The sequence below is a fragment of the Achromobacter sp. genome (genome assembly GCF_050285565.1).
Taxonomy (GTDB): Bacteria; Pseudomonadota; Gammaproteobacteria; order Burkholderiales; family Burkholderiaceae_B; genus Achromobacter.
The window spans coordinates 140,339-153,768 of sequence record NZ_JBLZXG010000006.1; the positions used below are offsets into that span (position 1 = coordinate 140,339).

Annotated in this window: 13 protein-coding genes and 2 pseudogenes; 9 read left to right on the top strand and 6 right to left on the bottom strand. The window is 62.9% G+C overall.

Translation table 11 applies throughout. The annotated features are described in order from the left end of the window. Positions 1-86 precede the first annotated feature (86 nt). The 3 genes from ACN6O8_RS14160 to ACN6O8_RS14170 all read right to left on the bottom strand — a co-directional run bounded on the left by ACN6O8_RS14160 (position 87) and on the right by ACN6O8_RS14170 (position 2,883). Positions 87-902 carry an ABC transporter permease gene (locus ACN6O8_RS14160; protein WP_427991659.1) on the bottom strand — a complete coding sequence of 272 codons (816 nt, stop codon included), beginning with the start codon at positions 900-902 and terminating at the stop codon, positions 87-89. Between the two features lies 1 nt (position 903). Beyond that, entirely contained in the window at positions 904-1,758 is an 855-nt protein-coding gene (locus tag ACN6O8_RS14165) for an ABC transporter permease (RefSeq protein ID WP_427991660.1), read from the bottom strand. 99 nt (positions 1,759-1,857) lie between these two features. After that, positions 1,858-2,883, bottom strand: a complete 1,026-nt coding sequence (locus ACN6O8_RS14170; protein WP_427991661.1) for an ABC transporter substrate-binding protein — start codon at positions 2,881-2,883, stop codon at positions 1,858-1,860. Positions 2,884-3,173: 290 nt separating this feature from the next. Here ACN6O8_RS14170 and ACN6O8_RS14175 point away from each other — a divergent pair, with 290 nt between their 5' ends. The 4 genes from ACN6O8_RS14175 (at position 3,174) to argE (ending at position 6,563) form a co-directional block, all read left to right on the top strand. Beyond that, positions 3,174-3,587: a RidA family protein gene (locus ACN6O8_RS14175; protein ID WP_427991662.1), complete on the top strand. Its 414-nt coding sequence runs from the start codon at positions 3,174-3,176 to the stop codon at positions 3,585-3,587. A 20-nt stretch (positions 3,588-3,607) separates the two neighbouring features. Beyond that, positions 3,608-4,279, top strand: coding sequence for a DUF1028 domain-containing protein (locus ACN6O8_RS14180; RefSeq protein ID WP_427991663.1), 672 nt, complete (start codon positions 3,608-3,610; stop codon positions 4,277-4,279). A gap of 117 nt (positions 4,280-4,396) precedes the next feature. Beyond that, the gene (locus ACN6O8_RS14185) at positions 4,397-5,380 is read left to right on the top strand and encodes a LysR substrate-binding domain-containing protein (protein ID WP_427991664.1); all 984 of its coding nucleotides are present in this window, start codon (positions 4,397-4,399) and stop codon (positions 5,378-5,380) included. 7 nt (positions 5,381-5,387) lie between these two features. Further along, positions 5,388-6,563: an acetylornithine deacetylase gene (gene argE, locus ACN6O8_RS14190; RefSeq protein ID WP_427991665.1), complete on the top strand. Its 1,176-nt coding sequence runs from the start codon at positions 5,388-5,390 to the stop codon at positions 6,561-6,563. 103 nt (positions 6,564-6,666) lie between these two features. Here the strand turns inward: argE and groL are convergent, their stop codons facing one another. Both groL and groES read right to left on the bottom strand, forming a co-directional pair. Next, positions 6,667-8,307: a chaperonin GroEL gene (gene groL, locus ACN6O8_RS14195; RefSeq protein WP_427991666.1), complete on the bottom strand. Its 1,641-nt coding sequence runs from the start codon at positions 8,305-8,307 to the stop codon at positions 6,667-6,669. Between the two features lie 37 nt (positions 8,308-8,344). Continuing rightward, positions 8,345-8,632, bottom strand: a complete 288-nt coding sequence (groES, locus tag ACN6O8_RS14200) for a co-chaperone GroES (RefSeq protein WP_006221616.1) — start codon at positions 8,630-8,632, stop codon at positions 8,345-8,347. 245 nt (positions 8,633-8,877) lie between these two features. On the opposite strand from groES, the pseudogene ACN6O8_RS14205 reads away from it, so the two are divergent. The 3 genes and pseudogenes from ACN6O8_RS14205 to ACN6O8_RS14215 form a co-directional block, all read left to right on the top strand. Beyond that, positions 8,878-9,021 (top strand): annotated as a pseudogene (locus ACN6O8_RS14205) (transposase); the annotation flags it as partial. A gap of 375 nt (positions 9,022-9,396) precedes the next feature. After that, positions 9,397-10,632, top strand: a complete 1,236-nt coding sequence (locus ACN6O8_RS14210) for a fimbrial protein (protein WP_427991667.1) — start codon at positions 9,397-9,399, stop codon at positions 10,630-10,632. Next, positions 10,633-10,889, top strand: a pseudogene (locus ACN6O8_RS14215) (hypothetical protein); the annotation flags it as partial. Here the strand turns inward: ACN6O8_RS14215 and ACN6O8_RS14220 are convergent. Further along, positions 10,856-11,077 (bottom strand): helix-turn-helix transcriptional regulator, encoded by a 222-nt coding sequence (locus ACN6O8_RS14220; protein ID WP_427991668.1) that lies wholly within the window; start codon positions 11,075-11,077, stop codon positions 10,856-10,858. The pseudogene ACN6O8_RS14215 and the gene ACN6O8_RS14220 overlap by 34 nt on opposite strands. Before the next feature lie 384 nt (positions 11,078-11,461). Between ACN6O8_RS14220 and ACN6O8_RS14225 the strand changes: the two genes are divergently transcribed. Together ACN6O8_RS14225 and ACN6O8_RS14230 are read left to right on the top strand one after the other, a co-directional pair. Beyond that, positions 11,462-12,178: a hypothetical protein gene (locus ACN6O8_RS14225; RefSeq protein ID WP_427991669.1), complete on the top strand. Its 717-nt coding sequence runs from the start codon at positions 11,462-11,464 to the stop codon at positions 12,176-12,178. 26 nt (positions 12,179-12,204) lie between these two features. Further along, positions 12,205-13,260, top strand: a complete 1,056-nt coding sequence (locus ACN6O8_RS14230) for a linear amide C-N hydrolase (protein ID WP_427991670.1) — start codon at positions 12,205-12,207, stop codon at positions 13,258-13,260. The last annotated feature ends 170 nt before the right edge of the window (positions 13,261-13,430 follow it).

Genomic DNA, 13,430 nt, shown 5'->3' on the forward strand with positions numbered 1-13,430 from the left:
CCGCGCCGCCGTCGGCGAGTGGCCGGCCAGACAGAAACGGCGCGGGATTCGCATCCCGCGCCGTTTTTTTCTGGCGAAGCCCCGGCTCAGTGCCGCGCTTCGATGTTGAGGATGCGCCCCAGGCCCAGGAAATAGTTGGCGAACGCCAGCAGCGTGGCCGTCACGGCGATGTAGACCACCGACAGCGCCGCCAGCGTCGGGTCGGCGAACTCGCGCACATAGTTGTACATGGATACCGGCAGGGTCTGCGTGGCCTGGGTCGTCACGAACAGGGAGGCGGTGAATTCGCTGAAGGACATGATGGCGGCGAACAGCCAGCCGCCGAACAGCCCGGGCGCCAGCAATGGGATGGTGACCGTGAGCATGACCTTCAACGGCGACGCGCCCAGGCTGGCGGCCGCCTGTTCCAGCCGTTCGTCGATGTTCTCCATCGATACATATACGCTGCGCATGACGAATGGCAGCACCAGCATCACGTGGCACAGCACCACCAGCGCATAGCCGCGGTCCACATCGAGTTGCGCCGCCAGGATCAGCAGGCCCAGCCCGAGCGTGAAATGCGGGATCACCAGCGGCGACAGCAGGATCGCCTGGAGCAGGTCTTTGCCGGGAAACCCCATGCGCTTGACCGCGATGGCCAGCGCGGTGCCGATCACCAGCGCCAGCACCGAGGTCCAGGCCATCACGACCAGGCTGGCGCGAAAGCCCTGCTGGAAATCGGGATAGGTGAATACCCGCGTGTACCAGCGCAACGACCAGCTTTCCGGCGGAAAGGTCAGCAGCGCCTTGTCGTTGAACGAGGCCAGCGTCACCACGAACACCGGCAGCAGCACGAATGCCAGGATCGCGCAGATGAGCAGCGGCGCGCCCAGGCGCAGCGGCAGGGAAGGTCTGTGGGCCATGTCAGTGGGCTCCGATCGCCTTGAGGCGCTTGGTGGCGCGGCCGAGCAGCATCAGCGCCGCGACCGTCAGGGCCAGGCCGGTGATGCTCAGGCTGGCCGCCAGCGGAAAGTTCATCGAGGAGAACCCCAGTTGGTAGACCAGGGTGGAAACGGTGGGCACGCGGCCGCCGCCGATCATCTGCGGCGTGGCGAAGGCGCTGAAGGTCCAGGCGAAGGCGGTGGTGATGCTGGCGATGATGCCCGGCATGGACAGCGGCAGTGTCACCGTCACGAAGGTGCGCACCGGCCCGGCGCCCAGGCTTTGCGCGGCCTTTTCATAGTCGCGGTCGATGTGCGAAATGGCGGTGGCCAGCATCAACACCACCACCGGTATCGTCACGTGCACCAGCGCGATCAGCACGCCCAGGTGGGTGAACATCAGGTTCAGCGGCAGGTCGATCAGGCCGAGCTGGCGCAACACGGTATTGATGAAGCCGTTGTTGCCCAGCACGATGATCCACGAGTAGGTGCGCACGATCTCGCCCAGGAACAGCGGCGTGATCGAGATGATCAGGATGCACGACTTCAGCAGCCGGTGGCGCACCCGCACCAGCGCGTAGGCCAGCGGATACGCCACCAGCAGCGAGCACACCGTGGTCTCGATGCTGAGCAGCAGCGTGTTGGCGAAGGCCGTCAGGTAGAGGGACTTGCCCAGGCCCGAGAAGTTGGCCAGCGTCAGGCCGCCGACTTCCATCGAGCCGGGAACGAAGGCGCGCACGCTGAATTGCAGCACGGCGGCCATCGCCACGACGATGCACAGTGCGATGAAACCCGCTGGCGATATCAGCCATCCTCGCAGGCCGGAGCGCGTGTTCATGGGTCGTATGACTTCCGTAGAGGGGTTGCTTGCGGAAATGCCCGCGTCCCGGCCGGGTGGACCGCCGGGGCGCGGGCGCGGCGCGCGGCGTGGCCGCCGTCAGTTCATGATGTTTTCGGTGAACCACTTGCGCCAGGTCGCGGTCTTCTCGGCGCGCAGCTTGTCGTCGATGACGATGGCCTGCGTGTCCCACTGTTCCTTGGTGGTGAAGACCCCCGGCAGCGCGGCGTCCTCGGCCGAGACCTTGGCGTTGGTGATGACCGGGCTGGCCTTCTTGTAGGCCACGATCTTGGATTGCACCTCGGGCGAGAGCGCGATGTTCATGAACTTGTAGGCCAGGTCGGTCTTGGCGCTGCCTTTCATGATGCCCATGGTGTCGATGCCGAGCACGGCGCCCTCCTTGGGCATCGCGACCTTGATCGGAACGCCTTGGCCGATCATGTAGTAGGCGTTCATCGACAGCAGGATCTGCACCGGCGTCTCGCCGGTGGCGATCAATTGCTGGCTGTTGGCGTCGTTGGTGTAGAAGGCCTTGAAGTTGGGCTTGAGGGCCTTGAGTTTGTCCGTCCCTTTTTCCCAGGAGGTGGCGTCGCCGCCCGAGAGCAGGGCGGCCACGGTGATGATGTGGCTGGGGTCGAAGTCCGGGGCCGACAGCTTGCCCTTGAGCGCCGGGTTCCACAGGTCGTTCCAGCTATCGAACTTGATGTCCTTGGGCACCAGGTCGGGGCGGTAGCCGATGGTGTAGACGTAGGCCCAACTGCCGACGTGGTAGGGGCTGACCTTGGCGCGATCCACCAGGTTGGCGTAGTTCGGCAGCTTGGCGGTGTCGAGCTTGTCGAACAGGCCGCCGTCGACATACAGCCAGCCGATGTGCGAGGTGGTGAAGGTGATGTCGCTTTCGGGCGTTTTGGCCAGCTTGGCCTTGTTCAGCCGGTCGATGGTGCCGCCGGTGACGTACTTGACCGGCACGCCGGTCTGGCGCGTGAATTCCTTGCCGATGTTCTCGTCGATCAGGTCGCGGAAGCTGCCGCCCCAGGTGCTGACCACGAGCGCGTCCTCGGCCCAGGCCACGTTGGCCAGCAGGACGGTGGAAAAGAGACCGGCTGCCGTAAGTTGTCGAATCATTGCAAACCCCTTGAGTGTTTTATGCCCGCCGAACGCCGCCGACTGGAGTCCAGATGATGGAAGAGGCCGATGCCGGCGGCCAAGTCGCCTTTTCCTTAGGCCTGGCTCGCAATTCCTGAGGCGCCGCGTAAACCCGCGGCGCCTCGGCCAGGTCGGAATTTCCGAGACCGGCCCCCGGAAAAAACAAATAGGCGCGCGCCGGCCCACGATCCGAAGATGGAGTCCCGGCCGTTCCCGCGGGAGCGGCCTTCGCCCGACGCCGCCCGCCGGCCCTATTTCCTCGAGAAGCCATGAAACACAAGCGCATCCGCACCTTCAATACCAAGGCGACCTATCCGGAACAGAATCTGGACAACGATCTTTGCCAGGCGGTGGTGGCCCGCGGCAGCACCGTGTTCCTGCGCGGGCAGATCGGCCAGAACCTGGAGACCTCGGAAAGCGTGTGCATCGGCGATGCCGCCGGCCAGGCCGAACAGGCCATGGCCAACATCGCCATGCTGCTCAAGGAAGCGGGCGGCGAGCTTGAACACATCTGCAAGATCACCATCTACCTCATCGACCCGCGCTACCGCGAAGCCGTCTACCGCGTCGTGGGGCGCTGGCTCAAGGGCGTGTTTCCGGTCTCGACGGGCCTGGTGGTGTCGGCGCTGGCCCGGCCCGAGTGGCTGGTCGAGATCGACGCCACCGCCGTGATTCCCGACTGATCGCGCGCAGGGGCCCGACCATGACCTTCTCGATCATCGCGCGCTGTCCGGCGTCCGGCCAATTCGGCGCCGCCGTGTCGTCGTCCTCGCCCGCCGTGGCCTCGCGCTGTGTGCGCGTGCGCGCCGGCGTGGGCGCGGCCGTCAGCCAGAACATCACCGACCCCGCGCTCGGGCCCTTGGCCCTGGACCTGATGGCCGCCGGCCAGACGCCGGCGCAGGCGCTCGAACGGCTGCGGCAGCGCCCATTCATCGACTATCGCCAACTGATGGCGATCGACGCCCGCCACCCGCCGGCCATTTTCACGGGCGCCAGCGCGCTCGGCACGCTGGCCGGCGTGGCGGGCGAGCACGCCGCCTGCGCCGGCAACATGCTCGCTTCGCCCGAGGTGCCAGCCGCGATGCTGGCGGCTTTCGAGCGCGCCGACGGGGTGCTGGCCGAACGCTTGATGCAGGCCTTGCTGGCCGGGCAGGCCGCCGGCGGGGAAGCGGGGCCGGTGCATTCGGCCGGCCTGCTGGTGTGCCAGGACCTGGACTGGCCGATGGTCGACCTGCGCCTGGACTGGGTCGATCAGGCGCCGGTCGAGGCGCTGTATGCCGTCTGGAAACGCTATGAGCCGCAGATCCCCGACTACCTGACCCGCGCCCGCGATCCGCGCGAGGCGCCGAGCTTCGGCGTGCCGGGCGATCTCTGAACGGGGGGCGGCCGGCGGCGGTGGAAATCCTTGCCCGGGGGCGCGGCCGGAGGGGATACTTTGCAGGCATCCGCCCGTCCCGGCCGGCCTTCCGAACCCGCTTTCCCACGTTGCACCATGCTCAATCGCATTTCCCTAAGGCAGATGGAGTACTTCGTGGCGACCGCCAAGCATGGCAGCATTGCCGCCGCGTCCGCCCAGATCCATATTTCGCCGCCGTCGATCTCGGCCGCCATCGCCCACATCGAGGCCGAGCTCGGCGTGCAGTTGTTCGTGCGGCATCCCTCCAAGGGGCTGGCGCTCACGCCGCTGGGCACGCAGGTCATGCAGGAGTGCGAAGACCTGCTCGAACGCGCCTCCAGGCTGTACGAGATTGCCTCGAATTCCCACGACACCATCCAGGGCGTGCTGCGCGTGGGCTGCTTCCAGCCGCTGGCCGCGATGATCGCGCCCGAGGTCATCTTCGGCTTTTCGCGCGCCTTCGAGAAGGTGGAGTTGCACATGGCCGAGGGCGACCAGCAGGAACTCATCAACCGTCTGCACCTGCTGGAGATCGACCTGGCCATCACCTACGACCTGCAACTGGGCGAAGAAATCCACTTCGAGACGCTGGCGCATATGCCGCCGCACGTGCTGGTGAGCGAGCTGCATCCGCTGGCGCAGCAGATCGCCGTCACGCTGGACGAGCTGGCGCAACTGCCGATGGTGCTGCTGGATCTGCCCATGAGCCGCGAGTATTTCCTGTCGCTGTTCGCCAAGGCCGGCCTGGAGCCGAACATCGTGGCGCGCTCGCGCTCCGAGGACGTGGTGCGTTCGATGGTGGCCAACGGCATCGGCTACGCGCTGTTCAACGTGCGGCCCAAGTCGAGCCAGTCGCTCGACGGCAAGCGCCTGGTGCGGCTGCGCCTGGCCGGCGAGCACCGGCCCATGCTGCTGGGGCTGGCCACCTACCGGCCAATGAAGCCGTCGCGGCTGACGCAGGCCTTCATGCAGCGCTGCCGCGCCTATATCTCCGATCAATACATTCCCGGCATGAGCGCGGCCAGCTTCTTCGACCCGTACATCTGCGGCCCGGCCGCCGGCACGCCGCCTTCTTCCTGAGTCTCCCATGAGCCGTCTCCCGCCGCCCGACAGCCTGGCGCTGCTGCGCGAACTGATCGCATTTCCCTCTATCACCCTGACTTCCAACGCCGCCCTGATGGATCGTGTGCAAGCAGTGCTGGAGCAGGCCGGCATCGCCTCGATGCGGGTGCCGGATCCGCAGGACGCGACGCGCTGCAATCTGTACGCCAGCGTCGGCCCGCGCGGCGTGGCCGGCATCCTGTTGTCCGGGCATACCGACGTGGTGCCGGTGGCGGGCCAGCCCTGGACCACGCCGCCTTTCGAGGCCAGCGAGCGCGACGGCCGGCTGTATGGCCGCGGCGCGGCCGACATGAAGGGGTTCGTGGCTTGCGCCGTGATGGCCATGGTGCGGGCCGCGCGCCGCCCGTTGCGGCGGCCGTTGCTGCTGGCCTTGTCGTTCGACGAGGAGATCGGCTGTGTCGGCGTGCGGCACCTGCTGCGCGAGCTGGAAGGCCTGGAACCGCAGCCGCTGCTGTGCGTGGTGGGCGAGCCCACGCTGATGCAGATCGGCACCGGCCACAAGGGCAAGGCGGCCTATCGCGCGCGCTGTTGCGGGCAGGCGGGCCATTCGGGCCTGGCGCCGCGTTTCGTCAATGCCATCCACACCGCCACCGACCTGGTGGGCGCGTTGCGCGACGTGCAGCGCGAGCTGGCCGAACAGGGGCCGCGCGAGGACGGCTACGCGATTCCCTATTCGACGGTGCACGCCGGTACGGTGCGCGGCGGGACGGCGCTGAACATCGTGCCAGCCGACTGCGAGGTGGACTTCGAGATCCGCAATGTCGCCCAGGACGAGCCGCAGCGCATCCTGGCGCGCGTGCTGGAGCGCACTCGGACGCGGATGCGCGAGGCGCAGGCCTTGCCCGAGGCCGCGTTGCCCGAGATCGTGGCGGGCAACGCGTATCCGGGGCTGTCGGTGCCGCCGGATTCGCCGGCGGTGCGCCTGCTGGCCTCGATGCTGCCGGCCGGCACGCCATGCACCAAGGTTGCCTTCGGCACCGAGGGTGGGCTGTTCGGCCAATTGTGGCAGCGGACCTCGGTGCTGGTATGTGGCCCCGGCAGTATCGAAGTGGCCCACAAGGCCGACGAATACGTCGAGATCTCGCAGATCGAGGCCTGCGACGCGATGCTGGCGCGCCTGACCGATTATCTGTGCGACTGAGCGTCGCCGAAAAAGAAAAACCCCCGGGGCGAAGGACCGGGGGTTTCTCGGGGTACTGCGTTCCCCGGCCGGAGCCGGGGAGGCCTGGCAGGGGAAGCGGGACTTAGAAGTCCATGCCGCCCATGCCGCCCATGCCGCCGGGCATGGCCGGGGCAGCGGGCTTGTCTTCGGCCAGTTCCACAACGGCGGCTTCGGCGGTCAGCAGCAGGCTGGCGACGGAGGCGGCGTTCTGCAGGGCGGTGCGGGTCACCTTGGTGGGATCCAGCACGCCTTGCTCGACCAGGTCGGTGTACTCGCCGGTCGCGGCGTTGTAGCCGTAGTTGCCCTTGCCGTTCAGCACGTTGCTGACCACGACGCTGGCTTCTTCGCCGGCGTTCGTGACGATGGTGCGCAGGGGCTCTTCCACAGCGCGCAGGATCAGCTTGATGCCGGCGTTCTGGTCAGGCGTGTCGCCCTTCAGGTCAGCGATGGCTTGCTTGGCGCGCAGCAGCGCAACGCCGCCACCAGCCACAACGCCTTCTTCCACTGCAGCGCGGGTGGCGTGCAGGGCGTCTTCGACGCGAGCCTTCTTTTCCTTCATTTCGACTTCGGTGGCAGCGCCAACGCGAATCACGGCAACGCCGCCGGCCAGCTTGGCCACGCGTTCTTGCAGCTTTTCACGGTCGTAGTCGGACGTGGCTTCTTCGATCTGGATGCGGATCTGCTTGACGCGCGCTTCGATCGACTTGCTGTCGCCAGCGCCGTCGATGATCGTGGTGTTTTCCTTGCCCACTTCGATGCGCTTGGCTTGACCCAGCTCGGCCAGCGTGGCCTTTTCCAGCGACATGCCGGTTTCTTCGGAGATCACCGTGCCGCCCGTCAGGATGGCGATGTCTTCCAGCATGGCCTTGCGGCGGTCGCCGAAGCCAGGCGCCTTGACGGCGGTGGTCTTCAGGATGCCACGGATGTTGTTCACAACCAGGGTGGCCAGCGCTTCGCCTTCGACGTCTTCCGCGATGATCAGCAGGGGACGGCTCGACTTGGCGACTTGTTCCAGCACGGGCAGCAGGTCGCGGATGTTGCTGATCTTCTTGTCGAAGATCAGGACATACGGGTCTTCCAGGACGGCGACTTGCTTGTCCGGGTTGTTGATGAAGTAGGGCGACAGGTAGCCGCGGTCGAATTGCATGCCTTCGACGACGTCCAGCTCGTTTTCCAGCGACTTGCCGTCTTCGACGGTGATGACGCCTTCCTTGCCAACCTTGTCCATCGCGTCAGCGATGATCTGGCCGATGGAGGAATCGCTGTTGGCCGAGATGGAACCGACTTGGGCGATTTCCTTGCTGGTCGTGACCGGCTTGGATTGCTTTTGCAGTTCGGCGACGGCAGCGGCGACAGCCTTGTCGATGCCGCGCTTCAGGTCGATCGGGTTGAAACCGGCGGCAACGTACTTCAGGCCTTCCTGAACGATGGCCTGGGCCAGCACGGTGGCGGTGGTGGTGCCGTCACCGGCGTTGTCGGAGGTCTTGGAGGCGACGTCCTTGACCAGTTGGGCGCCGATGTTCTCGAACTTGTCCTTCAGTTCGATTTCCTTGGCGACGGACACGCCGTCCTTGGTCACGGTCGGGGCGCCGAACGAGCGCTCCAGCACGACGTTGCGACCCTTGGGGCCCAGGGTGGTCTTGACAGCGTTGGCGAGAACGTTCACGCCACGGACGATGCGCACGCGGGCGTCATCACCGAACAATACTTGCTTGGCAGCCATGTTTTAGCTTCCTTCGAAAATTCGTTTGAGGCGGGGTTTACTGGACCACGGCGAGGATTTCGTCCTCGCGGATGACGAGCAGTTCTTCGCCATCAACCTTCACGGACTGGCCGGCGTACTTGCCGAACAGAACCTTGTCGCCAGCCTTCAGGTCGACCGGCAGGATCTTGCCGTCTTCGGTCTTCTTGCCGGGGCCGACGGCCACGACTTCACCTTGATCAGGCTTTTCAGCGGCGCTGTCGGGGATGACGATGCCCGAGGCAGTCTTGCGCTCGTTTTCGAGGCGTTTGACGATCACGCGATCGCCCAGGGGACGCAAGGCCATGAGGAACTCCTGTTACTAAGAAGAAAGTGAATGATCGGTTGGGCCCGGGAGGATTGTTAGCACTCACCGGAGTCGAGTGCTAATTATAGGGATGATGTCGCGGGGTTCAAGGGGGGAAGGGGCGGCTGTTACATATAGGGGCGGCCAGGGGGGGCGGTCTCCGATTGACCCTAACCCAGTTTTTAGTACCGATCTAAATTAGAGAAATCCGGCGTGATTTCACCATATGGAATAGGAGCCATGCCGTGAAGAGATCGAAATACACCGAAGAGCAAATCGCCTTTGCGCTGAAGCAGGCCGAACTGGGAACGGCCGTGCCCGAGGTTTGCCGCAAGATGGGCGTGAGTGAAGCCACCTTCTACAACTGGAAGAAGAAATTCGGCGGGCTCGATCACACAGGGCTCGGCGGCCAGGCCTTGCATCAGGTCGTGGTAGATCTCGCCCATCTGGCTGGCGGGCCGCTCCAATAAGCCCGATAGCTTGGTGATGCAAACGATGGTGCTGACCAATTGCGGGTTGCTCATGCAGGCCTTTCTGTGCTGGGTTGTTGAGCGCTGATACCCCGCAAGCCCGAGCGGAACCCTATGTGGCCTTGGCAACTTTCGTACTTGTCTGCTACGGGCGCCTTGGCCGTCCTTCTACACTCATTGGCGAATGAAGTGGGTGGTGGAATCTTGCATTTGTTGCGGAGGCCCACGGCCAATGGGGAGGTAGGCGCGCTTGCCAACCGCTTAGTTGGATCACAACGCTAATGGGACGGACAGATGAAACGATTGATGGCGACTTTAGGGAGCCCCCGTAAAGACTGCAATGGAGACCTGACCAAATGGTGCGGCATGGGTGCGCTGGCTTGTGCCATGCTTGTTGCGGCGCCAGCATACGCAGTCACAGGGACTTGCTCCGCGCCAAGCAGGTTTCAAGCTGTTGGCGGTTGGCAAGTAATGCAACCGGCGACCTTTTCAAAAGGGACGGTGCTGGCATCTATCAATATGCAACTGCCCATTAGCTTGTACAACGTTCGCGGTGGGACCACTGGGTCAGGGGGGCTGGCGTCCGATTACTTGCTTTCTTTTAGCATTGACCCGGCTGCCGGCGCCAGCTATCCGAATTTCGATACATCCACAAATTCAGTACCTATCTCCTCTTCTGGCGTAGGTGGCAGGCTGACCCTGACTTCGGCATCTTCGTCCATAGCGGGGCAAATGAATAGTTTTCTTCCCCTGGTGATGATTCCTGCGCAGAAAGATGGCGCATATTGGATTCCCTCTAAGGGTTCAACTGTTCAGCGATACAGCGGCACCTTTACCTACAGTGCGAAGTATGAACTTGTATTGCTAGATCCCGTAGCGTATGCGGCCGGTAATATTTCGGGGACATCTCTCGCCTCGCAGCTAGGACCTCAGTTTTCAGCTATCTTCGAATTCTATCCTGACACCTCGACCACGTATACGGTTACCAATTGTTTTAATGGTGTTTCAGGAAGTAATACACTGGCTTCGCTACCGGTTATCCCCACGCTGCCCAGGGATACGCCCACCTGCCAGTTCAGCGCTGGTGATTTAACTCAGACCGTCACGCTCGATTCGGCAACGCAGTCAAAGGTGGCTGCGCAAGGCAGTGCGCGCAGCGCAGGTAGTGTTGGCGAAAAAGGTTTTTCAATCACGGCTTCAAGCTGCGCCAAGGGTGCGGTGTACTCCGTTTATTTCACCGACGCGCTGCATCCCAGCAGTCAGTTGGATTATTTTGCGCCGGATGCGGGGAAAACGGTAGGTGTAAGGCTGTATCACAGTACAGAGACCACGCCCATCACAGTCGGCCCTGCACCCTTGGGTAGTACGTTGCCGCCGCAGGCGCCTGTCGTTTATGGCAATGCTTCAGCACCTGCCGGCGCCTCTTACGTTATGCCCTTCACCGCACAGTACGTGAGGATGCCTGAGGCGGGTTCGGCGGCGGCGGGAGCCGTCAACGCGAAGGCGACCGTCACTATTGTCTACCCTTAGTTGCTGAAGACGAAAGTCTTGCATAAGGAGTGGCGGTGCCTGGAAAACGAAGCCAGGCCGCGTCCAACTAACGCTGTCACACGTTCTCCGAAATTCTACCGGCTGGCGCCTACCTGGAGGGCAGCTTACGGTACGGCCACCAAGGTCACCAACATCGACCCACTCTTACGCTTGGCCGCGCAGGCTCAAAGCAACAAAAGGGCCAGCGCGTTGCGGCTGATTATTATCTGGAGCCGCAGATCATCATTGGGGATTCCGCACGGCCGTGCAGATATCGGCGTCCGAAGCACATCAGAATCCCGCCAGCCGACGCGGTTTGCGCTAGTTGAACAGGGCGAGGGAATTCCCCTTTCTTGATCTGCTCATAGACCGTCCACTTGGACAGCCCGATCACTTCTTTCAGATCACCGATGCTGTACACCATCGTTACGCCACACCCATCCATTCGCGATTTGTCTTATAGCGGACTCTCCCACGCCGAGCCTTTGCGCTATCTGTTTGCAGTACACACTTCCAACGTCTAACCATGCGCGACATGGCCGTGGGCAGTGTCGATGTCGACCTTCAGCCGCATACGGCCAACGTACCATCGACATGAGCATTGATTCCCCGGGGCGGTTCACTATCTCGTCGGTTTCGGGATTTTTGCGGAATTTGAGTAAGCTAATTAACGTAGATGCAAAGAAGGGAGGGCATCGGTGTGGTTCTGTCGCCTTGGTATGCGGTTGCCGTTGTCTTGTTCCTCTGCGGCGCAAATTCTGCGTATGGCGCGGATGCGACCCTCGACGTACCGGGAGAGCCCGTCCCGGCGGAATCCCCAAATGGGTCCTTGCAGGTCACACCTTATATGTGGGCGGCGGGCCTCGACGGGCATATTTCTCCATTCCAGCGAGGTTCGACGATTGGCGTCGAGAAGTCGTTCTCCGACGTGCTGGACAGCCTCAAATTCGGCGGTTTCATCAATATTTGGGGACGCTACGATCGTTTCGTCTTTTCGGGGGACATCATGTATGTCGATACGACGGACAGCCATAGCGCCGGACCGCTGCCGGCACTCGCGATTCCCGGCGTTGGTGTGATACCGACAGGCGGCGATATTGATGCGAAGGTCGACACGAAGCAATTCACAGCCACGATGATGGGTGGTTACCGCGTTATCGATACGCCGCAGTTCACCCTCGATGCCCTTGGCGGGGTGCGCTTCTGGTACATCTCCAACGATGTGAAGCTTACCGGGCGCCTTGGCGGCCCGAGTGGATCCGTCAGTTACGGCGAAAGCTTCGGCTGGGTCGATCCGCTAGTCGGCATGCGCGCATTTTTTCCCATAACGGAAAAACTGTTGGTGCAGGCGCAAGCCGATATCGGCGGCTTCGGCGCGGGTTCCAATCTCACATGGTCGGCGATGGCGACCGTCAATTACGTCTTCACCGATCGCCTTTCAGCCGCCTTGGGCTACAAGGTGCTCGACGTCAACTACAACCACAACGGCCACGTCTATGACACGCGCCTCAGCGGCCCGGTGCTTGGCATGACCTATCGGTTCTGATTTTGTCTCATGGATAGGTGTTCAAAATGTCTCGACTAACACGCATTCTCGCTACGGTGACGGCCGCCGTGGCGCTGCTGACCGCCGAGGCCCAAGCCTGCACGCGGGTCGTCTATCACGGCCCTGACGGCCGAACCCTCACGGGCCGCAACATGGACTTCAAGGATCCGATGGCCAGCAATTTCTGGATCTTTCCTCGCGGGATGAAGCGCAGTGGAGCCGCCGGTCCGCGTTCGGTGGAATGGACTGCGAAGTTCGGCAGCCTAGCCGTCTCCGGGTACGATATCTCGACGGTTGACGGCATGAACGAAGCCGGTCTCAATGCCAGCCTGCTATGGCTGAACGCTACAAAATTTCCTGAAGACGACGGAAAAACGCCTCGCATGTCGCTCTCGATCTGGGCACAGTTCTACCTTGATCAATTCGCAACGGTCTCGGAGGCCGTCGAATACACGCAGAGCCATCCCATCGAGGTGGTGAGCGGTGAAGTGCCAGGCCGTCCCGGCAGTCTCGCGCCGCTGCATCTGACACTCTCCGACGCCACCGGCGACAGTGCTGTTCTTGAGTGGATCAACGGAAAGCTGAGCATCCATCATAGCCGCACGTATCAGGTGGTGACGAACGATCCTCCCTATGACGACCAACTCGCTAACCAGAGATACTGGAGCGCGGTTGACTCCCTCAAATTCCTTCCCGGTAGCAGCCGTTCGGAAGATCGTTTCGTTCGCGCCGGCTTCTATATCAACGCCGTGACCCAGAGCGTCGACCCCAAGATCGCCGCCGCCGCCGTGTTCAGTGTGATCCGCAACGCTTCGGCACCCTACGGTGTGAGCCTTGCTGAGGCACCGAACCTGTCCACGACCCGCTGGCGCGTAGTGGCGGATCAAAAGAGCTTGCGCTTCTACGGCGAATCAGCAACCTCGCCCAACATCTTCTGGGTGGACTTGACGAGGCTAGACTTCACCGAAGGCGCGCATGTCCGCAAGCTCGATCTCGGGGTGGACATGAGCCGCATCCTTTCCGGCGAGGCATCGAACCAGTTCGTCCCTGCAAAACCGTTCGATTTCATGGAAGCGGAGTGAGGAAAGTAGAGTATGGCGAACGGATATGAGGAGCCGCCCTCTGTCTTATGTTGGAAGCGTTTAATGTCATGTCCCCCCAGTAAAACGACACTGGATGTCGCATAACCTCTGATTTTTGCGATTCCTCCCGGGCCCGCTCCAGGCAGCATGACCAGCGTGTATTTTCCGCC

Excerpts from the sequence above, each read along its gene's own strand:
- ACN6O8_RS14160 (WP_427991659.1), bottom strand. The coding sequence starts at position 902 with ATGGCCCACAGACCTTCCCTGCCGCTGCGCCTGGGCGCGCCGCTGCTC.
- ACN6O8_RS14165 (WP_427991660.1), bottom strand. The coding sequence starts at position 1,758 with ATGAACACGCGCTCCGGCCTGCGAGGATGGCTGATATCGCCAGCGGGT.
- ACN6O8_RS14170 (WP_427991661.1), bottom strand. The coding sequence starts at position 2,883 with ATGATTCGACAACTTACGGCAGCCGGTCTCTTTTCCACCGTCCTGCTG.
- ACN6O8_RS14175 (WP_427991662.1), top strand. The coding sequence starts at position 3,174 with ATGAAACACAAGCGCATCCGCACCTTCAATACCAAGGCGACCTATCCG.
- ACN6O8_RS14180 (WP_427991663.1), top strand. The coding sequence starts at position 3,608 with ATGACCTTCTCGATCATCGCGCGCTGTCCGGCGTCCGGCCAATTCGGC.
- ACN6O8_RS14185 (WP_427991664.1), top strand. The coding sequence starts at position 4,397 with ATGCTCAATCGCATTTCCCTAAGGCAGATGGAGTACTTCGTGGCGACC.
- argE (WP_427991665.1), top strand. The coding sequence starts at position 5,388 with ATGAGCCGTCTCCCGCCGCCCGACAGCCTGGCGCTGCTGCGCGAACTG.
- groL (WP_427991666.1), bottom strand. The coding sequence starts at position 8,307 with ATGGCTGCCAAGCAAGTATTGTTCGGTGATGACGCCCGCGTGCGCATC.
- groES (WP_006221616.1), bottom strand. The coding sequence starts at position 8,632 with ATGGCCTTGCGTCCCCTGGGCGATCGCGTGATCGTCAAACGCCTCGAA.
- ACN6O8_RS14210 (WP_427991667.1), top strand. The coding sequence starts at position 9,397 with ATGAAACGATTGATGGCGACTTTAGGGAGCCCCCGTAAAGACTGCAAT.
- ACN6O8_RS14220 (WP_427991668.1), bottom strand. The coding sequence starts at position 11,077 with ATGGATGGGTGTGGCGTAACGATGGTGTACAGCATCGGTGATCTGAAA.
- ACN6O8_RS14230 (WP_427991670.1), top strand. The coding sequence starts at position 12,205 with ATGTCTCGACTAACACGCATTCTCGCTACGGTGACGGCCGCCGTGGCG.